This window comes from Moorena sp. SIO4E2 (genome assembly GCF_010671945.1).
Lineage (GTDB): Bacteria > Cyanobacteriota > Cyanobacteriia > Cyanobacteriales > Coleofasciculaceae > Moorena > Moorena producens.
This window is the reverse complement of sequence record NZ_JAAHIE010000008.1, coordinates 44,209-65,855: the sequence shown is the minus strand read 5'-3', so window position 1 is coordinate 65,855 and position 21,647 is coordinate 44,209. Positions and strand designations below refer to the sequence as shown.

The window sequence follows — 21,647 nt, the reverse complement described above, 5'->3', positions numbered from 1 at the left end:
ACAGGGATTATTATGTAACTTAAATTAAAGCCGAAAACCAAGGTAAAAATAGTTGCGCTTAAATCCCGGTGGAACGAACTTTTTTGACATTTTTATGGCGCTCGCGGGATATTCCGTCAGAGAAGCGCGGAGATACCCCCTGGATGCGAAAGCATCTTGCCTTGGCGGGCTAAAGTCTACCTTGGTAGATTTTGGTAGCTAAAAAGGATCGGACACCTTAAGAAATAAGCTGTAGAAAGCCATCTTGGATACCTTAAGAAATAAGCTGTAGAAAGCCATCTTGGATGTCGAGTTATCTCAAGAACCATATCATCTGTATTGACTAATTATTTCTAGGTGCATAGCCACCTCCTCAGACGGGAAACAAGTTTTCCAGGGGAGGTGTGCTTGCCGTCCTTACTTATCATCATGAAGCAAATCCTTTCGAGATGTCTAATTTTAGTATCTCTAATTCTGTTCCTAACTGGCTGTAGCCGCAGTATCGCCAGTGACATTTCCACTGTGACCCTCAGCGGCTGGCAGAGCAGCCCGGAGGAAAAACAGCTCCTTGAGCAGGTACTGAGGGAGTTTGAAGCATCACATCCTGGCATAAAAGTCAAGTTTGAAGTCATCACTGACCAATATATGGATGTCATTAAGACTCGGTTGATTGGTGATGCTGCTCCTGATGTCTTCTATGTAGACGCCCTAGATGCTCCCTTACTCATGACTCATGGAGTCTTGGAGCCTCTTGATGATTACATCACCGAGGACCTAGATTTAGATGACTTTGCTCCCCATCTCTCGGAAGCCTTCCAATCCTTAGGCAAAACCTACGGATTGCCTAAGGATTTTACAACCCTTGCCCTTTTCTACAATAAAAAATATTTCGCTCAACTCAGTATAACCGACCCTCCCCAAACCTGGGAAGAGTTAGAGGACTATGCCAATAAATTGACCAGGGATAGAACTCACAATGGCAGGGTTGACCTATATGGGTTGGGCATCACCCCAGAACTCTCTCGTCACTACTTCATGATCAAAGCCTTTGGTGGTGAGTTAGTTGACCAGAAGGGCAAGGCTGTCTTCGCGACTCGCCAAAGCCTATCAGGTCTAACGCCTTTGATGGATATGTATCGACAAAACCACTCTGCTGCCCTAGCCTCAGACGTTGGAGCTAGTTCTGGGAGCGAAATGTTTGGCCAAGGGAAGGCAGCAATGGTTATTGAAGGTAGCTATGCGATTCCTTACCTACAACAGACATTTCCCAAGATTGAGTTTGCCACTGCGGAAGTTCCCAGTATCGGTAACCACAAAGGAAGCATGGTTTATACCGTTGCTTATGTCATGAACAAGCAAGCTAAAAATAAAGAGGCTGCCTGGGAACTGATTTCCTATTTGACTGGCAAGGAAGGGATGAAAGCTTGGGCGAAGGGAGGACTGGCAATCCCGGCTCGGAAATCGGTCATATCAGAACTTGGCTATGAACAGAATCCTCTGTACACCCCCTTTATCAAGGGTGCTGAGTACGCCACGATTTGGCAAGGGGATGAAAAATTGCCAATATTTATGACCCATTTCGACAATCAGTTTCTTAGTGCTTTACTGGGTGAGCAATCCTTGAAGTCAGCCATGAAAAAAGCACAACAAACTGCTAACAAAGAAATTCAAGCGAGTAACTACTAAAAAATGTCACTAGCTAAAGCTAAACTTGGAGTTGACCAAAACGTCAAATCGAGGGATGTCAAATTGAAGGGATTTTGGCAGAAAGCCAAAGTTAGGGAAGCTATATCTGGCTACCTCTTCATGGCTCCTACTATTCTAGTTTTAGGAACCTTTTTGATTGCACCAATTATCTATGCAATCTTCCTTTCCTTCCATAAAGTTGAGATTTTAGGAGGGCTGAGTTACCGATTTGTTGAGTTAAAAAATTTCCTTCGTACCTTTGAGGATGAGCGAGTTTGGATTGCGCTCAAAAATACAATTGAGTATGTCATTATTGTTGTTCCTTGTCAAACAATCCTGGCTCTGGTTTTAGCTCTAGTCCTCAATAAAGAAATTAAAGGAAAAAAATGGTTCAGGATTATTTTCTTTCTACCGACTGTCACTTCCTCAGCGGTTTTAACCCTGATATTTATCTGGATTTATAATTCTAATGGTCTACTTAATGGATTACTAGACTTCTTCGGTTTACCGACCTATAACTGGCTAGGAGACCCAAGTGTGGCGCTCAAATCCATTATGATTATGAATATTTGGTCTACAGCACCGTTTTTCATGGTGATTTACCTGGCAGCGCTGCAAGATATACCTAGGTCCGTTTATGAGGCGGCAAAACTTGATGGTGCCAATGAGTTCGATCAATTCATAAATATTACTGTGCCTTTACTCAAGCCAGTTACATTTTTCGTTATGGTTATGGGTGTCATCGGTACATTTCAGTTATTCGACCAGTCTTACATCTTCTCGGGTGGCACCGGTGGTCCAAACAACTCAACCCTGACGGTTGTGCTTCTGATCTACCAGTATGCGTTTAGAAGTCTGGATATGGGTTATGCCGCTGCACTGGCATTAATGTTAGCTGGTGTAATTCTAGTAACAACACTGATTCAACGCGGCTTCTTTAGAGAAGAAAAAGTGAATTAGGAGATCAAATAAGAGTGAATAATTTTCGTTGGTTCAGAGGGATATTTTATAGCATTCTTATCCTCTATGCCATTATTACTTTTTTACCTTTTGCTTGGGCTTTATCAGCCTCATTTAAACCCCTTGAGGAAATTATCGCTGGCGGTTTGAATTTTATACCCCATGATTTTACCGTCGATAACTACCGCAATATTTTCATTGAATCCCCTTTGTTTGGGCGCTGGTTTTTAAACAGTGTCTTGGTTGGTGTTTGTGTAACAGGGTTGAATATTATATTTAACTCAATGGCAGGTTATGCCTTAGCCAGAGTTAAGTTTCCAGGTAATTCATTATTGTTGGGAATAATCTTGGCAGTTTTGATGATTCCTGGACAAGTCACCCTAATTCCTGGTTATTTAATCTTAAAGTCTTTGGGATGGCTCAATACCTACCAAGGATTGATTGTACCGAGTGCAGTGAATGCCACCTTTATTTTTATGATGCGGCAGTTCTTTATCAATTTTCCTAAGGAACTTGAAGAAGCTGCTGCCTTGGATGGATTAAGTCGCTGGGAAACCTTTTGGCAGGTTGTCCTGCCTTTAGCCAAGCCAGCTTTGGCAGCACAAGCTATCTTTATTTTTATGGGGTCTTGGAATAATTTCTTAATGCCCCTAATGATTACCTCAGATCCAGGAATGTTTACCCTTCCCTTAGGTTTAAATACCTTTAAGGGGCAATACATTAGTTATTGGAACTACATCATGGCAGCCTCAATGGTCTTTACTATACCGGCTTTGGGGATTTACGCCTTCTTCAATCGTTACTTTATCTCTGGGGTAACATTTACTGGCTCTAAAGGATGAGCTGTTGAAACGGTAAAGGGTCAAGTCCCACTACACACACAGAAATAAATACAAAAAGGACAAGGTCAAGACAGGGAAGCTCTTGACCTTGTCCTTTTTGTTTTCGTGAACCTGTGAATTGTTTAACTATTGACTATTGAGCTTTAACCTCAAGGAATCTAAAGCTTCAAGTATTAACTGTCCACTAACCCTGATGTACGATTTTCTCAATCTGTTCAGGAGTCAGCTGCTCAACATTATCAAAAACCACTGTTGCACCAGCAGCTTTTAGCCTATCTCCATAAGCCTCCCGCTGTTCTGGTATCTGCTGCACATGAGGGGGTAAAATCCCTACCCCAACCCAAACTCGTTCTGGATGAGAGTCTCTGGCTTTTTCAACAGTGTACATGTCAGCAACTGTGTCACCAACGTAGATAACTGGCAATTTCACCTTAACTTGATGCTCCTGTTCTAGCTGTAGAACTACGGCAAACAGTCCTGTCGGGTCAGGCTTACCAGGAGCATCCTCCATCGCAATTAAAACAGGCCGTTCGAGACCGAGTCGTCCTTCTAGGGCATAGTTCGCTTCCTGTCGTGTTGCCCCACTGAAAAACCCCCAAGGAATCCCTGCTGTTGTCAAACTCTCTAAATAACTCGGTTGTAACAATAACGGTTCGTCGCAAATGTATCCAGTCCAATGGTTGGGATCTTTTCCTCGGTAGCGAGAATTGAAAAAATCAACAAGGGCTTCATAGTCGAGAGAAAAATGCGATGCTCTGGAAGAGCCGCTACGCGAACGCGTTTTCCCTTGAGCCTCAAAGTATCGATAAACTAATTCTTGCGATGCATCCCAGTCGTTATTCCATAGCCCTTCTGATTTAAGTTGGTCAATCTCTACCATAGTGGGTCGATAGGCACCACCAGTGTAATGGTCTACTGTATCTGCGATCGCTCTACGGTAAGAACCACTAACGTCACGCACCACGCCGTCAATGTCGAACACCACTATGGCATTCAAGTTAGGAATGAATGTTTCTGAACTAGGCATCATGCACGCTTGGGCTAGTTGAGCCAATATTGCCGATAAACACCAATAGTACCAACAATTTAACCAAAAACCTATCCCTGAATCTTGATCAGGAACAGTCTTATTGCGCTAGAATCATCAATTGTACAATAGATTATAGTTATAGATAACGTGGGATATCTGAGGGAGGCCTGATTGTCAAAATTTCTATTAAAAGTTCTCTGGCTAGATGAGAATGTAGCCCTGGCAGTTGATCAAATTGTCGGCAAAGGCACCAGCCCATTAACTTGTTACTTTTTCTGGCCCCGGAACGATGCCTGGGAACAGCTCAAGGATGAGATGGAAGCCAAACACTGGATTACTGAAGCTGATCGCATTGAAATCCTCAACAAAGCCACTGAAGTGATTAACTACTGGCAAGAGGAAGGTAGGCGTAGACCTATGTCTGAGGCTCAGGCTAAGTTCCCGGAAGTCGCTTTTACTGGTAGTGCTTAATCCAGCCTTGCTGATTAATCTAATGATTGAGGGTAATTGGGAATTGGGAATTGGTAACTGACCAATCATCCGACCATACTTGAGATGATTCCTTAGTTCAACAACGCCCTTAATCCAACGCCCTTAATCAAATTACCTTAATCCAAGTAAAAGACTGACGGTAACCAACTCCAGACGTTCCCCTACCCCCCTGTTTCGGGGGGTGTGGAGAGCGCTGAGCTTATAGGGTTTACATCCCCTCCTTACTTCGTTTATGGGGTTGGAATTTACCGTTGCGTGACTAAACCATGCCACCAGCAGCTTGAAAGCGAGCACGGGCTTTCTTATAGGCTTGAGTTGCTTGGATTTTTTCTTGGGTATTCTCGTCGCTTTGAAGTTCTTCTAGACGAGCTTTTGCTTCGTTGAAGTCAACACCTGCAGCATCCTTGTCAATTTCATCTGCGGACTCAGCACCATTGACAAGAATCGTCACTTCATTATCTTCAACTTCCACAAATCCACCCATAAGAGCAATTGGTATCCACTCTTTTTCTGAACGAATTCGCATCACACCAGTATCCAGCGCTGATAACAGAGGAGCATGATCACTCAATATACCTAGCTGACCGGTAGTGCTGGGTAAAATTATTTCTTGTGCTTGGTCATCCCAGACGGTTTTGTCGGGAGCAATAATACGAACAGTTAAAGCCATCAGCAGAATGAATTGTGTTTGTTGGACGTTGGCAGTTTAGCAGCTTGAAAGTTGAAGGTTACAGGTTGAAGGTTACAGGTTAACTAGGTTAACCTTCAACCTTGATAACCTTATTAGCATCAAACCTGACTTAACTCTTTAGTTTTTCAGCTTTAGCCATCGCTTGATCAATACTGCCCACCATGTAGAAGGCTTGCTCAGGAAGGTCATCCAATTCCCCCTTCAGAATCATTTGGAAGCCTTTGATAGTATCGTCCAAGCTAACATACTGACCAGGAGAACCAGTGAAGACCTCCGCTACAAAAAACGGCTGAGACAAGAAGCGCTCAATCTTGCGGGCGCGAGCCACTGTTAGTCTGTCATCCTCGGACAATTCATCCAAGCCCAAAATCGCGATAATGTCTTGGAGTTCCTTGTAACGCTGTAGAGTTGCCTGCACAGCACGAGCTGTTCCGTAGTGGTCTTCCCCGACAATGCTCGGTTGCAGCATGGTGGAATTAGAATCGAGGGGGTCAACAGCCGGGTAAATTCCCTTAGATGCTAGGCCACGGGACAACACCGTTGTACCATCTAGGTGAGCAAATGTAGTGGCTGGGGCTGGGTCGGTCAAGTCGTCAGCTGGCACATAGACTGCCTGAATGGAGGTAATTGAACCCTCGTTAGTGGAAGTAATCCGTTCTTGTAGAGCACCTACATCTGTTCCCAAAGTAGGTTGATATCCTACCGCAGAAGGCATTCTTCCCAAAAGAGCAGACACTTCCGAACCGGCTTGTACAAATCGGAAGATGTTATCGATAAACAGCAACACGTCCTGCTTGTTCACATCCCGGAAGTACTCAGCCATGGTCAACGCTGACAGACCCACCCGCATCCTCGCACCGGGGGGTTCATTCATCTGACCATAAACTAGGGCAATTTTCGACTCGTTTAGATCATCCGGGTTGATCACCTTGGATTCCATCATTTCGTTGTAGAGGTCGTTCCCTTCACGGGTACGCTCTCCCACACCGCCAAATACTGATACTCCACCGTGTTTCGTGGCGATGTTGTTGATCAACTCCATCATGATCACAGTTTTGCCGACTCCAGCGCCGCCAAAAAGACCAATCTTACCACCACGTCGATAGGGAGTCAGCAGGTCGATTACTTTAATACCGGTCTCGAATACTGAGGGCTTGGTTTCCAGCTCAGTTAACTTGGGAGCAGGGCGGTGAATTGGGAAGCGCTCCTCAGATTCTGCCGGTCCTCTGTTATCTACTGGTTCACCCAAGACATTGAAAATCCGTCCTAAGGTAGCCTTGCCGACGGGTACACTAATGGGGGCACCAGTATCAATAACTTCCATACCCCGCACCAGACCGTCTGTACCACTCATGGCAACAGAGCGCACTTGGTTATCCCCGAGAAGCTGCTGCACTTCGCAGGTCACAGCAACATCTTGTCCAGCTTCATTTTTGCCTTCAATTCTCAAGGCATTGTAAATCTGCGGCATTTTGCCGCTGGGAAACTCTACGTCAACAACCGGACCGATAATTTGGGCAATAGCGCCCGTGTTTGTTTGTTCTGCGGTGCCTACCATATTGCGCTTATTTAGTCAAGCTATTGTTACAGATTTTGGAAAACAGTCTTAACATTTAGTAATGCCACTCTCAAGATTACCATTGTTAGGGTTCAACCGTATCAGAACTTGATCCCAAATTAAATATAAACAGGACTATAGGTCCCATCCCTTAGGGGTGACCAGGCAAGCATCCCTTGGTTCATAATCACCTTCAAAGGTGATCCGATAATTGTTCAGCCAAGTAATAGGCTCAATTTAGCTATACACCCCACACCCGTTCGCCCCGTCAACTGACCTACGTTTCACGTAGCTTGTCACCCCTTCAGCTACTAGACACTTACTCTTCTTCTTCGTCTTGAGTGAAGCGTTGGTATTCTTCCTCTCGTAGCTTTTCCTTAACTCGTCGGATGGGTAGATTAGCAATTAGTGCTGTTGTCCGTTGGTTGCTTTCTAAGGAAAACTCTGACCCTTCCGAATCAATCTCAACGTAGCGAGAGACCACCTCCAGGATGTCTTGCCGCATCGACTCCACCATTTTAGGACTCAGGTCAGAGCGATCGTGGGCAATTACCAGTTGGAGGCGGCGCTTAGCCTCCTCACGGCTGCTTTGAACACTCCTCCAGGAAAAAAGTTGTTCTAGAATTTCGATAATCATGGGGCTTTTTGGAGTAGTGAATAATCACACAGGGGGAGAAGGAAGAGGCTCTTTGGCAAGACTAGTTGTTGGCAATTCACAATGTAAAACCTTATTGGAACAGGCGGCGTAAGCGGCTGATTAGGTTGTCGTGTTCTGCCATCAGGTCGAGGAAGGAAATATTTGCACCTTCTAAGCGTGCAGCAATGTTTTCAATGGCAATTCCAGGCAGAGTTTTCTTTTCTGATAAGATCAAGGGTTCACCCTGATTACTGGAGACAATCACCCGTTCGTCTTCGGGGATAACACCAATTAGGGGAATAGCAAGAATTTCTTGGACATCTTGAACTGACATCATCTGATCCGCTTTTACCATTGTCGCTTTCAGGCGGTTGACAATTAGGCGGGTCTGCTTGATTCCTTCCGCTTCCAGTAAGCCAATAACTCGGTCAGCATCCCGCACTGAGGTAATCTCTGGTGTAGCAACGATTAGGGCTTCAGTAGCTGCCGTAACCGCATTTTTAAACCCGCTTTCGATTCCTGCTGGAGAGTCCACCAAGATGTACTCGTAATTCTTGGCTAACACCCCCAACAACTTTTTCATTTGGTTGGGGTTAACGGCTTCTTTGTTACGACTTTGGGCTGCAGGTAACAGGACTAGTCCTTCCTGCCGTTTGTCTTTGACCAAAGCCTGGTCTAAGCGGCACTGACCTGTTAAGACTTCAATAGCCGTGTAGACTACCCGATTTTCTAGTCCCAACAGCAGGTCTAAGTTTCTCAAACCAAAATCTGCATCCACTAAAGCAACTCGACGACCCAAACGAGCTAGGGCTAAACCTAGATTGGCGGTAATGGTAGTTTTCCCCACCCCTCCTTTGCCAGAGGTGACAACAATAATTCGACTCATGAATTCAACGACAAGTGGGTTTTAGCAACATCAGCAGCTCTAGCAATACGAATCCCAACGGATGTCACGTAAGCTACTTCAGGATAGTACTGAAGTGGCGGTGTCTCCGGTGCCCTAGCTACAGCATCAGCAATCCGCAACTGGGTGGGTTCCATTTTTAATGCCATAATCCGACATTTTCGATTACCATTCGCACCGGCGTGGGCAATGCCTCGTAGATGCCCCCAAACGAAGATATCCCCAGCTGCAATCAATGCACCACCAGGGTTCAAGTCCCCTATTATAACAATAGTGCCAGGGTGACGAATCTCTATACCCGAACGTACTGTCATTTGTAAGTACAGAGGTTCTGCGAGTAATTCAGTAGGTTGATCAATCTTTTGATTCAAAGAGTACTTAGGAGTTTCTTGTTCTACTGAGTACCCAGCAGCTGCTGCAGCCACAGCGGTTTGTCGGCGCGTGGTGTAAACTCGCTTTAGCCTTAACTGGACTGCCCCAAGGGCATCAGCGATCGCTTGTAGCTTCATCCCATCCAGCAATTGATCCCCAGCCATCAGATGGACACTGGATTCAGGCTGCCAAAAGCGCTCTCCAGCATTGAGGCGATGCTTGAATTGTTCCCATAGGTCCGACCAATTGACAGTACTAGGGTTTTTAGTGGCTGGTGGCAAGATCAACAACAGCCGTTTCCCCTCACTTTTTAAGCGAACTTGCCCAAGGCAGTTAACTACCGAGTTGCGGTCGTTGGAAACCGTTGAAACTGGTGATGGTTGGGCAGAATCAGAAGTCATGCAACAAGGAGCCAGATTGGTTAACGCACCGAAGATAGATTCTTCCGTGATCATACCTTCTTCAGCAAGTTCTGGTGGATAACTGTTGAGAATTGTAGCTAATGGTGGTAGGGAGCAAAAGGGCAAGATACTTAAGAATACTATTGCTCTGTTACCCCACACCCACAACCGATATCCTGTCAAACATTCTTACTCTGCACTCAATCGACGGTAAACGGTCACCAAGCCATTCACATCTCCCACATTGCCAGGAAATAGCACTACAGGTAAATTAGGAAACTGGGGATGGTCAGCAGAGGTTAGCACCATTGAGCATCCAGGAAGGATCTGACCCAATAGTCGTGCTGACCTCAAAGCCAGGCCAGTACTTAAGACATCATTGGAGGTAATACCCCCTTTACTGATTAAAAACCCAATATCTTTAGGCAATCCCCTCACGATATCCATCAATAAGCCTGAAACTACTGCTCCAAACGCCAGCCGTTTCTGCACATCCTCAAAAACCAATTCCTGACGAGAGGTATAAACCACCGGTGTCTTACCAGCACTGTGAATTTCCTGAACGCGCTCGAGAATACTTGCCAAAAGTTTTGCCCGTTGCTGTTCGGATTCATCCAGTAAATTGGCTACATTTACCTCAATCCCCTCAATCCCAGATGCTCCCAATAGCTGCTCCAGCTGTTGAGTAGTCTTTTTAACGTGGGAACCCACAATCACAACTCCTGGTTTCCCCTGTCGGACATACTGAGCCATATTCATAGGGGCTACCGGTTGGAAGCCAAGACTAGCAAGGGAGGTTAAAATACTAGCAGCAGAACGAAACAGAAAGCGTTTCCCTTGGGCAGCAGCCCTTAGGACATCTGCCGCAAATTGATCTAAATCCCCTTGGGTTTCCCCATCCACAACGCCACACTGGTTATTGGTAAGTTTGAGAAGACGCTCCAAGCTACTGTTACGAATATCTGCTAGTAAAAACCGCTCTACTGCATCAGCCTTGATCTGACCTTTGGTCTTTTCTTGGACATAATCGGGTAAATAACTATGGCGATATCCAAATACCGAGTCACGGGCAAACTCGGTTTCATGCACTGGCGTTCTAATACCATCAATGATTAGGTAATGGACACTATCGAGAGTGACTCGTCCGCCCTCAAAGAATGCGGGGACTAAGAAATGGGCATCAAATGGTCCGACTTCTTGGGCGATTACATCAATTTCGACAGGATAATGCCCCCGCAAGGTGGAGTCAGAGCGACTGACTACCATAAAATCTTTAATTCCTTCAGCGTCTATGGCCATTTTGAGGTTATGGCAAACTTCCCGAGTCACAGTTGCTGCTTGCTCTGGGTTAAGAGCTCTGGTATTAGTAAGAATAAAAAAGATTGGGGAGTTATCCCTTAGTCCCAGCCGCAATGTATCCACATCCCAGTGCATCAGCAACAAGCAGCTGTGAACTGTCTGGGAGCCAGTAGGGTCATCATCAAGTACAATAATTTTTGGTTTTTTGCTCATTTCCCAAGCCTGTCATTAAAGTCAGTTATTTACCATGGTAATCGGGAATGGGTAATCGGGAATGGGTAATTGCTGATTGTGATAGTAATGGTTATAATGATTAGGACATAAAGCTAAAATTATAGATAAAAATATAGCAGATTATCTAGCACAATTACATCACAAATTAAACAAAAAAATAAAGGTAAATTTCGAGCATTTACTACGTAAGAGTACTGTAATAATATTTGCAATAAATTACTGAAAATCCCTTACCACGAATTAGCAATTATTAAAAATATCTATCAAGTTATTTATAGTTGATAAGCTTTTAAAAATCAGCTATAATTATAGTTATAGAGCAGTGCTAACTGATTATTAATAAGAAGTTATACTTCCCTTATGTTACCCGTTACCTATTTTAACCAGGATGTTAACGTTTAACTTATAATTGCTATATACTAAGGGATCACCAGGCAGCACTAACTCACAGTTGATCCACTATGTGTCCACTAGATTGTCGCTATAAATTATGTCAGACCAATCCCGTCCAGAAGCACAAAGCACTTCAACTCTAGAAGAAATTCGCACCACACGGCTTGAAAAAGTTGAACAACTGAAAGCAGAAGGATTAATTCCCTATGCCTATAATTGGGAATCTACAGCTCAGGCTGCCGAATTGCAGCAAAACTATGCTGACCTAGGCAATGGCGAAGAAGTAGATGTGGAAGTGGCTGTTGCTGGTCGGATTATAGCTCGTCGTGTCTTTGGTAAATTAGCTTTCTTCAACATTCAGGATGAGACTGGTACAATTCAGCTTTACCTGGATAAAAAGAGAATCACTGCTAAAATGGCAGACCTTCCCAATGCTTTCAATATTCTCAAAAAACTCACTGATACTGGAGATATTATTGGGGCAAAAGGAACCATCAAGCGCACGGAGAAAGGGGAACTATCGATCTATGTCAAGGAGTATGATATCCTGACTAAATCTTTGTTGCCTTTACCAGATAAATGGCATGGTTTGACGGATACAGAAAAGCGCTATCGTCAACGTTATGTTGACCTAATTGTTAATCCTGATGTCCGGGAAACCTTTCGTCGTCGTGCCAAAATAACTGCTTCTATTCGGCACTATTTAAACCAACAGGATTTTATTGAAATTGAAACTCCGGTACTTCAGAGTGAGGCTGGTGGTGCAGATGCGCGTCCTTTTATCACCTACCACAATACCTTACAAATGGACTTGTATCTGCGTATTGCTACCGAGTTACATCTGAAGCGACTAATTGTTGGTGGTTTTGAAAAGGTGTATGAGTTGGGGCGTGTTTTCCGCAATGAAGGAATTTCGACTCGTCACAATCCGGAATTCACCATGATTGAAATCTATCAGGCTTACGCCGATTATAATCAGATGATGGTGTTGACGGAAAATCTGATTAGTAATGCTGCTAAGGAAGTGTTAGGTACACTAACCATTAACTACCAAGGTGAAGTAATTGATCTAACTCCCCCTTGGCGTAAAGTAACGATGCAAGAGTTAGTCAAAGACCAAATTGGTTTAGATTTTGATAAGTTTACCAACATTGAGCAGGCAAAAGCAGCAGCAAAAGATGCTGGTGTGGAGGTTCCCAATGATTGCTATTCTATTGGTAAATTGCTCAATGAAGCTTTTGAGCAGAAGGTAGAAGAAACGTTAATCCAACCGACTTTCGTTCTGGATTATCCTGTGGAAATCTCTCCCCTCACTAAGCCCCATCGCTCAAAATCTGGTTTAGTAGAACGGTTTGAATTGTTTATAGTGGGAAGAGAAACAGCAAACAGTTATTCTGAGTTAACTGATCCTATAGATCAACGGCAACGACTAGAAGCTCAAGCAGCCAGGAAAGCAGCAGGAGATTTGGAAGCTCAAGATGTTGATGAAGACTTTCTCGCTGCTCTGGAGTACGGTATGCCTCCCACTGGTGGTTTAGGTATTGGTATTGACCGTTTAGTGATGCTACTCACTGATTCAGCTAGTATTCGGGATGTGATTGCTTTCCCATTGCTGAAAAGTACCAGCGCTGTGATTAAATCCTTCGACTACGATGTAGAAAAAAAAATTCTTCGGGTTCAATTCAATAATGGTAGTATCTACAAGTATCGGGATGTACCAGAGGAGATCTACAAGGGTTTGAAAGATAATCCTTCTATCGGTCAGTATTTTAATACCCATATCCGCGAAAAATATGGCTTTGACCGAGAAATTTAGTGTAAGGATCCAGCCGTCAGCTATCAGCTAATGCGCTACGCGCACGCTACTTGAGGTGCTATCAGCTAATGCGCTACGCGCACGCTAAGTGAACAGCTAGTCATGTGGTGTTGGATTATAAGTTGAGCAGTCAGATGACAATTTAGTTCTTAATGAGCGATTAGCTTTCCATAGGGTTAGCTAATCGCTTTTACCTGATTAATATTTATAAAAAATAAATTTCTAAATAAAGAGGGTTAATTTTGAGCTTCCCTAAACAAAAATATAGCGATATATTCCCCACGGACATAGATTAAGGTAAAGCATTGACAAATCTACAAAAATGTGCGTAGGTCAGGATTGATAGTGCGTTCGCGTAGCGTGACCTACGGTCAATCGCAAAGCGGTTGCTTTCGGGCAAAGCCCGACGCTGGGCGAACGGAACATCGCGCTTGGTTAGACCAGGGCTCACTAAAGTGATCAGTCATTTATCAAAGACTTTTGAATTTTTCATTAACAATTAACAGGTAACAGTTAACAATAAAGAATTAGCAGTAAAACCTGTAGCTAGCTTGTAATGAACATACGCACTGTCTCTACTAAGCCCTTTACAGACCAAAAGCCCGGTACTTCCGGACTCCGTAAGTCGGTCACCGTTTTTCAAGAGCCCCATTACCTGGAAAACTTTATCCAGTCTATCTTTGACTCCCTAGAAGGCTGTGAAGGTCAAACCCTAGTTGTAGGGGGTGATGGTCGCTACTACAATCGGCAAGCAATTCAGACCATTCTCAAAATGGCAGCCGCCAATGGGTTAGGTCGGTTGTTAGTCGGTTGTGGTGGTATTCTGTCTACCCCAGCAGCATCTTGTGTTATTCGCAAGCATAAGGCATTAGGTGGCATTATCCTCTCGGCTAGCCACAATCCTGGGGGTCCAAAGGGTGACTTCGGTGTCAAGTATAACACCAGTAATGGTGGACCAGCACCGGAAAAGGTGACGGAAGCTATCTATGCTCGGAGTAAAGTCATTGATAGTTACAAAATCCTGGAGGCTGCGGATGTGAATCTAGACCGACCAGGTGCATTTACCCTGGGAACCTTGAGCGTTGAGGTGATTGACCCAGTTGAGCCTTATACTCAATTGATGGAGTCCCTGTTTGATTTTGACCGCATTCACCAGCTACTAACCTCTGGGAAATTCCGCATGTGTATGGACTCATTACATGCGGTAACTGGTCCCTATGCCCATGCTATTTTTGAACAACGCCTAGGGGCACCAGAAGGTACAGTACTTAATGGTATACCGTTAGAAGATTTTGGTGGTGGTCATCCTGACCCCAATTTAGTCTATGCTAAGGACTTGGTGGATATTCTCTATGGTGATAATGCACCGGACTTTGGGGCTGCTTCCGATGGGGATGGCGATCGCAATATGATCCTGGGAAGCTCGTTCTTCGTTACCCCCAGTGATAGCATCGCTGTGTTAACCGCCAATGCCCATCTGGTACCTGGTTATAGTCAAGGTTTAGCAGGGGTCGCTCGTTCCATGCCAACCAGTGCTGCTGTAGACCGAGTGGCGGCTCAGTTGGGTATTGATTGCTATGAGACCCCAACAGGTTGGAAGTTTTTTGGCAATTTATTGGATGCAGGTAAAGCCACTTTGTGCGGTGAAGAAAGTTTCGGCACTGGTTCTAACCATGTACGGGAAAAAGATGGGCTTTGGGCAGTGCTATTCTGGCTCAATATCCTGGCTGTGCGGGGTGAATCAGTGGAGCAGATTGTCCGTAGCCACTGGCAAACCTATGGTCGTAATTTCTATTCCCGCCATGACTATGAAGAGGTAGATGGGGTACGAGCTCAGGAATTGATGGAGCGTCTGCGTTCAAGTGTGCCAGACCTGAAAGGACAGCAATTTGGCTCTTACCAGGTAGAGTATGGTGATGACTTTAGTTACACTGACCCAGTAGATGGGAGCGTCAGCCAGAAGCAGGGGATTCGGATTGGCTTTACTGATGGCTCTCGGATTGTATTCCGCCTATCTGGTACTGGCACAAAAGGGGCAACCCTACGCCTCTATTTAGAGAGCTATGAGCCAGATTCCACTAAGCATGACGTGGATACTCAACAAGCATTGGAACCACTGATTTCCCTTGCCCATGAGATTGCCCAGATTCGCAAGTTTACAGAGCGGGAGGTTCCCACTGTAATTACCTAAGGTTTTGATGGGTTAGTTTCCCTGTTAATGAAAGGAACATGGGTAATAGGTAATAGGTAATAGGTAATAGGTAANAAGATGGCCTTTTTTAGTCAGTCATGTCCGTGTAGGAGATGTCAGTAGCAAATTTGATCAGCTAACCATAAATTATCTAGCACTTCGAAAACAAAAAAGCGCTCCCCATCTGGAGAGCGCTTTTTTTTAATCAAGTAGATTAAGCCAAGTTGAGATTAACCGTTGATGACTGGAGCAGTCAAAGCTACGGGAGTAGCTTCAGCCGCAGCTAGGTCTAGAGGGAAGTTGTGAGCGTTACGCTCGTGCATTACCTCGAAACCTAGGTTGGCACGGTTGAGTACGTCAGCCCAGGTGTTGATCACGTGACCTTGTGAGTCGATGATGCTCTGGTTGAAGTTGAAGCCATTGAGGTTAAATGCCATGGTGCTGATGCCCAGTGCAGTAAACCAGATGCCGATTACAGGCCATGCACCTAAGAAGAAGTGCAAGGAACGGCTGTTGTTGAAGGAAGCGTATTGGAAGATTAAACGACCGAAGTAGCCATGAGCTGCCACGATGTTGTAAGTTTCTTCCTCTTGACCGAACTTGTAACCATAGTTCTGAGACTCGGTTTCGGTGGTCTCACGCACTAAGGAGGAGGTCACCAAAGAACCGTGCATCGCAGAGAACAAAGAACCACCGAATACACCGGCTACACCTAGCATGTGGAAGGGGTGCATCAGGATGTTGTGCTCAGCTTGGAACACGAACATGAAGTTGAAGGTTCCGCTGATACCGAGAGGCATACCATCGGAGAAAGAACCTTGTCCGATCGGGTAGATCAGGAATACGGCGCTAGCAGCTGCAACCGGTGCGCTGTAAGCGACGCAGATCCAAGGACGCATACCTAAGCGGTAGCTCAGTTCCCACTCACGACCCATGTAGGCAAATACACCAATCAGGAAGTGGAACACTACTAGCTGGTAAGGACCACCGTTGTAGAGCCACTCATCTAGAGAAGCAGCTTCCCAGATTGGGTAGAAGTGTAAGCCAATGGCGTTAGAAGAAGGAACAACAGCACCAGAGATGATGTTGTTGCCATACATCAGGGAGCCAGCAACCGGCTCACGGATACCATCGATGTCCACAGGAGGAGCAGCGATGAAAGCAATGATGAAGCAGGTGGTAGCAGCTAGCAGGGTTGGGATCATTAACACACCAAACCAACCTACATAGAGGCGGTTGTTGGTGGAGGTGACCCAATTGCAGAACTGAGACCACACAGAGGTGTTGCTCTGTTGTAATACAGTAGTCATGTTCTTATGATTGCGGGTATGAATATGAAGTTATCGAGGTTCGTCCGGCTTGTTTGCGCCTTCATGTATTTATATTAAGCAATATACTAAGTTTTGTAAAGGGTTTTCGGAGTAATTTGCCGTCAGGTTATTAAATAATGTAAATAAGTAAAACTTATATTAAATAAATCTTGACAAAATTCTAATATTCTGTTAATAGAAAACAAAAATAGGCAAACAAAAATAGCGATCGCTACCAGATCAAATGCGATTGACCTTGGCCTATTGGCCACGCTACGCGAATGGTCACGCTTCGCGATCGCGACTAGGACTTACCCCTTAACCCTATAGCTAGGGTTAAAGTAACGGATTACCAATATACCCATTGGGTTTTATCGGGTTTTTCCGATTAATGATCAAACCACCCGATTATTTTGAATACACTCGGAATACCACTCAAAACTCGCCTTAGGAATACGCTGTTGGGTTGGGTAATCAATATAAGTAATCCCAAAGCGCCGATCATATCCCCAATACCACTCAAAGTTATCCATCAGACTCCAGAGGAAATAACCATTAAGAGGATACCCTTCACTAACAGCGCGATGGGCTGCTTTAAAGTACTCTCGGAGGTACAGAATCCTGTCCGTATCAATCACCTCACCCTTAGCAGTCAATTCATCCTGTGCTGCACAGCCATTCTCAGTGATAAACATCGGCAAATCTGAACGCCCCAGGGTTTCACTGACATGACGAACCCCCCAATAAAGGGAATCTGGTAGGATATTCAGCCAAGGCAGATGCATGCGAGGGTAGCCTTTGGGCATACCAAGGAACTCGTACCCCTGTGGATTGTCAGCAGCCCGGACATAGGTACCAGTGTAAATATTAAGACAAATCCCATCCAGAGGCTGATGAATGATTTGTAGGTCACATGGTCCGATGTCTGGTGCATTGTCTCCTAACACTTCCAGTAATTCAGGACTATAAGCACCAGTCAGAGCAGGGATAATGATACCGCCATTTTGCCCACATAAAGGGAAGGCCTTTTTTGCTGCTGCCACATGGTACGGTGACTCATTGATTGGCACCGTGACGGACAAGTTATCCACAAAGGCGATAGAACAGGGAACCCGGGAAGCACTACGGATGGCTTGACAGCCCAAACCATGAGCTAAAAGGGCATGATGAGAGGTTTGCCATACCTGTTTGATGGATTTAACACGCCTACCGGGAGCATGGATCGGGTCCTGGTCAACCCCATAGCCTAAGTGAGTAAAACACATGATCTCATTAATGGTCATCCAATTGGTAATGCGATCGCCTAATTGAGTGACCACAGCGGTAACATAATCCGCAAAGTCAAACGCCATCTGGCGAGAAAGCCAAGACTTGTATTTGTCTTCTAGGGCTTGGGGAGAGTCCCAATGAAATAGAGTGGCATGGGGAGTAATGCCATGATCTAACAAGCAATCCACCAAGCGCTTATAGAAATCAACCCCTTCCTGATTGACTTTGCCACGCCCGTCAGGAATAATCCGAGGCCAAGCAATGCTAAAGCGATAATCCTTGATCCCTAGTTTGACCATCAGCTCTATATCTTCTTTGTAGCGATGGTAGTGGTCACAAGCGACAGCACCGGTATCACCGTTAAGTATTTTTCCAGGGGTACCACTGAAGGTATCCCACACACTAGGTTTGCGTCCTCCTTCACTTACTGCTCCTTCAATCTGATAGGAAGCGGTGGCTACTCCCCATATGAAGTTGTCTGGGAATTGGTAACTGATTCGATCGCCGTTAGTCATTAGTGATTTGTTATTAAGAAAGGGAGTTACGTACTAGCTCATCCCACGTACTTGAGTCCTGGGACGAGTTAACCTGTCCGCAATCAACGAAGAATCTTAACAGGAATGATAACTTTTGATCCACAGCTTCTCAGGAATTGGGTAGGGTCTTTTAGGGTTGGAAGTCCCCTGTCACTGAGCCGAAATCACTGATATATCAAGCCAGGGACCTTGAGGCCGATCAATTTAACCGACTACCGGTAGCCCTTAACAAGCCACCAACAACCCGGCTTTATGATCCAGATTCACAGACCTTTACCAAGATTTTTAATGAAAATTTAAGATTTTTGACATTTTCGGTTATCGACAGGGATTTCGCCTAAGGTAGAAAGTGCCAAGTCATACTTTGGCTCTGGCTTTTAACTCACCTGCTTATGTGGTTAAATTTTATGAGCATTTTGCCAAACTTTCTCCGTTCTTTGGTAATAACAATCCTTCTGAGCTTTATGGCTCCAGTGGCACTAGTTATTGGTTTACTGGCCGGTTTTGGTATAATAGGATACATTCCGGGCTTAACAGGGTTTGGTCTTACTGCCACAACTGAGCTATTGAAATTTCTGACTATTTTTGGTAGTGGATCCCCCATTCAGGGAGTATTAGTGATTGCCTTTACCTGTAGCCTAGTTGGAGCATTATTTGATCTCTACGCCTGCGCCCGCTACCACAACCTGAATGATAACTAAGGACAATCGTACTCAAATTTGTTCAAACTCCCCTGAGGTATTGGGGATATGGTTGAGATTCAAATTATCTATTATTTATATCTGTACGGGAATTAGCCTAGTGGTTTAGGAAGGGAACCGAACTCAAAGACCTTTTCGGGGTTGATAGATTGATAACAGGTTAAATCAAATCATCCAAGCGGTGACGTTTCGCTAACCGTTAACAATCCTCAGTATGGGTGAAAAAAGTGGATCTAAACCGTAAGGATATGTCACTAGACGGAGGCAAACGATTATGGCACTTATTCGTTGGGACCCTTTCCGAGAATTCACTAACTTACAACGGGAAATGAATCGGCTATTTGATGAATTCACCCCATTTGAAGATCGTGGTCTGAAGGGAACAAGTTTTATGCCAGCGGCGGAACTGCAGGAGACAGCAGAAACCCTGGAATTAAAGCTTGAGATTCCTGGGATAGATTCTAAAGATCTCGATATTCAGGTGACAGAGCAAGCCGTGTCTATTAGTGGTGAGCGTCGGTCTGAAACTAGTACTGAAGAAAATGGGATGACACGTTCAGAATTCCGTTATGGTAACTTTCAGCGGGTGATTCCCTTACCAACACGGGTTCAACACGATCAGGTTAAAGCTGATTACAATAACGGCATCTTGAGCCTGAGTTTGCCCAAAGCAGAATCAGAAAAGCAAAAAGTCTTTAAAGTTAATCTCAATTAGTGTTGGGGTTAATAGCCTAGTTCAGTTAGTCGATAAATTGCTGGTTTGATCAGCGGATTTTTATGGCTAACGATTTCGTAAGCATTCAGCACTCAGCCGTCAGCCGTCAGCTAAAAGTCCAAGTAACTCAGCATTATTCCAATGCTTACCTGTTTTTTTCAAAAGCTGTTCGCCTAGCGTGCGTGGCACAGGCTTCGACGCTGAGATTTAGCTCATTAGCTGATACGCGACACGCTGATAGCTGAATGCTTACACGATTTCGTCAAACCCCAGCGGTGTAAATAAAATTCATAAAGATTGACAGTAAACTTTCTAGTGGAAGACTTGACCTGTCAATCTTTTTATAAGCATTCAGCTATTACCACTTAGATTTAAGGTAAGATGGAATATGATATTTTGTAATATCATGTCCGGATAATTAGTGATAAAACACCATTACCGATTAAACCTTACTCCTTTACTTCTACCTTCTGCCTTCTGCCCTCTGCCTTCGATTCGGGCAAGCGTGTAAGTATTCAACCGGACATGATATAAGTGGCTGCTTAAGCTAGCTCGGTATAGGGTTAGTAAACAGCTAGAGAAAATGTCGCAGAGTCTACCAAAAACTCCTGGGGGGGTGACATGCAAGCTGAAATCCTTACTGGGTAAAAATTTCAGCCGATAATTCACAAAAATATACATTCTGTTTTGGGCAAACATTGGACGTAGTTATAAGGGTTTGAGCTTCCAGAAAATGAATTGAGGGTTAATTTCCGACTGTATCTTCCATGATACCATTGGCATCAAAGCCTTATATAGTAAGCTTTTTGGGGCTCATGTCACCCCCTCAGCAAAAACTCTTATTATTTGTTATAATTAAATTAGGGTAACACCGACAGGGATTATTATGTAACTTAAATTAAAGCCGAAAACCAAGGGTTTAATAGTTGCGCTCTCTATCCCGGTGGAACCAACTTTGGGGTTGACATTTTTATGGCGCTCGCGGGATATTCCGTCAGAGCTTTGGGAGATACCCCCTGGATGTGAAAGCATCTTGCATTGGCGAGCCAGAATTTGCCTTTGGTAGATTTTGGTAGCTAAAAAGTATCGGAGTATATCTAGACTCATCCTTAAGAGCAATTCCTCTCTCGTTATACCCGTAGGGTTAGCGAGAGAGGAATTGCGTCTTTAACGATAGATGTGCGCTTATTGAGGGTGGTCAATGACCCACCCGAGACGTTCGCGTAGCGTCGGCTTTGCCGATTGGAAACAGATGCGCCTATACGAGCGAAGTCCAGTAAACTGGCGGCGCAGCAAAATCGGTAGACTTTGAAGTTACCGTAAGGATAGTGGAGTCTTTATGGTTGGCAGGTTATGCAGAGAAGGGTAAAAATTTATTAATTAAGACTCCACTATCCTAAGGTTTCGTCTCTAGGGAAAAGATGACAGGGCAATGGAAGGCCAACCCTCGAATCATGCATTACATCAAGACTTTTCTTGAAACTCGACACATGAGAACCGCAGGACTTGCGGGGATAGTCTGGGTCGCGAACGTAAGACCATAAAACCCCGCTTAGGGTGGAGGCTGTTGCATTGAAGCACCAAACCAAATCGTGAGGTTTAGGAATCCCAGCTCCTTTGGAGCCGCTACG

17 protein-coding genes are annotated in these 21,647 nt (G+C 44.7%); 8 read left to right on the top strand and 9 right to left on the bottom strand.

Annotation, left to right across the window (positions count from 1 at the left end; all coding sequences use genetic code 11):
• Window positions 1-408 precede the first annotated feature (408 nt).
• The 3 genes from F6K37_RS02060 to F6K37_RS02050 all read left to right on the top strand — a co-directional run bounded on the left by F6K37_RS02060 (window position 409) and on the right by F6K37_RS02050 (window position 3,467).
• Complete coding sequence (locus tag F6K37_RS02060) at window positions 409-1,665, top strand: ABC transporter substrate-binding protein (protein ID WP_008183038.1); 1,257 nt, start codon at window positions 409-411, stop codon at window positions 1,663-1,665.
• Between the two features lie 120 nt (window positions 1,666-1,785).
• Window positions 1,786-2,625: a carbohydrate ABC transporter permease gene (locus tag F6K37_RS02055; protein ID WP_438941759.1), complete on the top strand. Its 840-nt coding sequence runs from the start codon at window positions 1,786-1,788 to the stop codon at window positions 2,623-2,625.
• A 14-nt stretch (window positions 2,626-2,639) separates the two neighbouring features.
• Entirely contained in the window at window positions 2,640-3,467 is an 828-nt protein-coding gene (locus tag F6K37_RS02050; protein WP_008183042.1) for a carbohydrate ABC transporter permease, read from the top strand.
• A 184-nt stretch (window positions 3,468-3,651) separates the two neighbouring features.
• Here F6K37_RS02050 and F6K37_RS02045 read toward each other — a convergent pair whose 3' ends face one another.
• Complete coding sequence (locus tag F6K37_RS02045) at window positions 3,652-4,494, bottom strand: TIGR01548 family HAD-type hydrolase (protein ID WP_008183045.1); 843 nt, start codon at window positions 4,492-4,494, stop codon at window positions 3,652-3,654.
• Between the two features lie 174 nt (window positions 4,495-4,668).
• Here F6K37_RS02045 and F6K37_RS02040 point away from each other — a divergent pair, with 174 nt between their 5' ends.
• A complete protein-coding gene (locus F6K37_RS02040) occupies window positions 4,669-4,968 on the top strand; it encodes a 30S ribosomal protein PSRP-3 (RefSeq protein WP_008183046.1) in 300 nt (99 codons plus the stop codon).
• A 280-nt stretch (window positions 4,969-5,248) separates the two neighbouring features.
• Here the strand turns inward: F6K37_RS02040 and atpC are convergent, their stop codons facing one another.
• The 6 genes from atpC to F6K37_RS02010 form a co-directional block, all read right to left on the bottom strand.
• Window positions 5,249-5,659, bottom strand: a complete 411-nt coding sequence (gene atpC, locus F6K37_RS02035; protein WP_008183048.1) for an ATP synthase F1 subunit epsilon — start codon at window positions 5,657-5,659, stop codon at window positions 5,249-5,251.
• Between the two features lie 130 nt (window positions 5,660-5,789).
• Window positions 5,790-7,238, bottom strand: a complete 1,449-nt coding sequence (gene atpD / locus F6K37_RS02030; protein ID WP_008183049.1) for a F0F1 ATP synthase subunit beta — start codon at window positions 7,236-7,238, stop codon at window positions 5,790-5,792.
• A 319-nt stretch (window positions 7,239-7,557) separates the two neighbouring features.
• Window positions 7,558-7,875 carry a cell division topological specificity factor MinE gene (minE, locus tag F6K37_RS02025; protein WP_008183051.1) on the bottom strand — a complete coding sequence of 106 codons (318 nt, stop codon included), beginning with the start codon at window positions 7,873-7,875 and terminating at the stop codon, window positions 7,558-7,560.
• A 91-nt stretch (window positions 7,876-7,966) separates the two neighbouring features.
• Window positions 7,967-8,761, bottom strand: coding sequence for a septum site-determining protein MinD (minD, locus tag F6K37_RS02020; protein ID WP_008183054.1), 795 nt, complete (start codon window positions 8,759-8,761; stop codon window positions 7,967-7,969).
• Window positions 8,758-9,552 carry a septum site-determining protein MinC gene (minC, locus tag F6K37_RS02015; RefSeq protein WP_044492862.1) on the bottom strand — a complete coding sequence of 265 codons (795 nt, stop codon included), beginning with the start codon at window positions 9,550-9,552 and terminating at the stop codon, window positions 8,758-8,760. The genes minD and minC overlap by 4 nt, the downstream gene beginning before the upstream one ends.
• 189 nt (window positions 9,553-9,741) lie before the next feature.
• Window positions 9,742-11,064 (bottom strand): four-carbon acid sugar kinase family protein, encoded by a 1,323-nt coding sequence (locus tag F6K37_RS02010; RefSeq protein WP_287247828.1) that lies wholly within the window; start codon window positions 11,062-11,064, stop codon window positions 9,742-9,744.
• Window positions 11,065-11,575: 511 nt separating this feature from the next.
• Between F6K37_RS02010 and lysS the strand changes: the two genes are divergently transcribed.
• The gene (gene lysS, locus F6K37_RS02005) at window positions 11,576-13,294 is read left to right on the top strand and encodes a lysine--tRNA ligase (protein ID WP_008183060.1); all 1,719 of its coding nucleotides are present in this window, start codon (window positions 11,576-11,578) and stop codon (window positions 13,292-13,294) included.
• A gap of 556 nt (window positions 13,295-13,850) precedes the next feature.
• Window positions 13,851-15,485 carry an alpha-D-glucose phosphate-specific phosphoglucomutase gene (locus F6K37_RS02000; RefSeq protein WP_287247826.1) on the top strand — a complete coding sequence of 545 codons (1,635 nt, stop codon included), beginning with the start codon at window positions 13,851-13,853 and terminating at the stop codon, window positions 15,483-15,485.
• A gap of 230 nt (window positions 15,486-15,715) precedes the next feature.
• On the opposite strand, the gene psbA is transcribed toward F6K37_RS02000, so the two are convergent.
• Window positions 15,716-16,795 (bottom strand): photosystem II q(b) protein, encoded by a 1,080-nt coding sequence (gene psbA / locus F6K37_RS01995; RefSeq protein WP_271968296.1) that lies wholly within the window; start codon window positions 16,793-16,795, stop codon window positions 15,716-15,718.
• A 395-nt stretch (window positions 16,796-17,190) separates the two neighbouring features.
• Complete coding sequence (locus F6K37_RS01990) at window positions 17,191-18,579, bottom strand: GH1 family beta-glucosidase (protein WP_287247822.1); 1,389 nt, start codon at window positions 18,577-18,579, stop codon at window positions 17,191-17,193.
• Between the two features lie 428 nt (window positions 18,580-19,007).
• Between F6K37_RS01990 and F6K37_RS01985 the strand changes: the two genes are divergently transcribed.
• Both F6K37_RS01985 and F6K37_RS01980 read left to right on the top strand, forming a co-directional pair.
• Window positions 19,008-19,301 carry a hypothetical protein gene (locus tag F6K37_RS01985; RefSeq protein ID WP_044492964.1) on the top strand — a complete coding sequence of 98 codons (294 nt, stop codon included), beginning with the start codon at window positions 19,008-19,010 and terminating at the stop codon, window positions 19,299-19,301.
• A gap of 274 nt (window positions 19,302-19,575) precedes the next feature.
• Window positions 19,576-20,016 carry an Hsp20/alpha crystallin family protein gene (locus F6K37_RS01980; protein WP_008183559.1) on the top strand — a complete coding sequence of 147 codons (441 nt, stop codon included), beginning with the start codon at window positions 19,576-19,578 and terminating at the stop codon, window positions 20,014-20,016.
• The last annotated feature ends 1,631 nt before the right edge of the window (window positions 20,017-21,647 follow it).

Bases quoted from the DNA above. Each gene is read 5' to 3' on its own strand.
- F6K37_RS02000 (WP_287247826.1), top strand. From the start codon at position 13,851: ATGAACATACGCACTGTCTCTACTAAGCCCTTTACAGACCAAAAGCCC.
- F6K37_RS01990 (WP_287247822.1), bottom strand. From the start codon at position 18,579: ATGACTAACGGCGATCGAATCAGTTACCAATTCCCAGACAACTTCATA.
- atpC (WP_008183048.1), bottom strand. From the start codon at position 5,659: ATGGCTTTAACTGTTCGTATTATTGCTCCCGACAAAACCGTCTGGGAT.
- F6K37_RS02045 (WP_008183045.1), bottom strand. From the start codon at position 4,494: ATGCCTAGTTCAGAAACATTCATTCCTAACTTGAATGCCATAGTGGTG.
- F6K37_RS02060 (WP_008183038.1), top strand. From the start codon at position 409: ATGAAGCAAATCCTTTCGAGATGTCTAATTTTAGTATCTCTAATTCTG.
- F6K37_RS01985 (WP_044492964.1), top strand. From the start codon at position 19,008: ATGAGCATTTTGCCAAACTTTCTCCGTTCTTTGGTAATAACAATCCTT.
- minE (WP_008183051.1), bottom strand. From the start codon at position 7,875: ATGATTATCGAAATTCTAGAACAACTTTTTTCCTGGAGGAGTGTTCAA.
- F6K37_RS01980 (WP_008183559.1), top strand. From the start codon at position 19,576: ATGGCACTTATTCGTTGGGACCCTTTCCGAGAATTCACTAACTTACAA.
- lysS (WP_008183060.1), top strand. From the start codon at position 11,576: ATGTCAGACCAATCCCGTCCAGAAGCACAAAGCACTTCAACTCTAGAA.
- psbA (WP_271968296.1), bottom strand. From the start codon at position 16,795: ATGACTACTGTATTACAACAGAGCAACACCTCTGTGTGGTCTCAGTTC.
- atpD (WP_008183049.1), bottom strand. From the start codon at position 7,238: ATGGTAGGCACCGCAGAACAAACAAACACGGGCGCTATTGCCCAAATT.
- minC (WP_044492862.1), bottom strand. From the start codon at position 9,552: ATGACTTCTGATTCTGCCCAACCATCACCAGTTTCAACGGTTTCCAAC.
- minD (WP_008183054.1), bottom strand. From the start codon at position 8,761: ATGAGTCGAATTATTGTTGTCACCTCTGGCAAAGGAGGGGTGGGGAAA.
- F6K37_RS02055 (WP_438941759.1), top strand. From the start codon at position 1,786: ATGGCTCCTACTATTCTAGTTTTAGGAACCTTTTTGATTGCACCAATT.
- F6K37_RS02010 (WP_287247828.1), bottom strand. From the start codon at position 11,064: ATGAGCAAAAAACCAAAAATTATTGTACTTGATGATGACCCTACTGGC.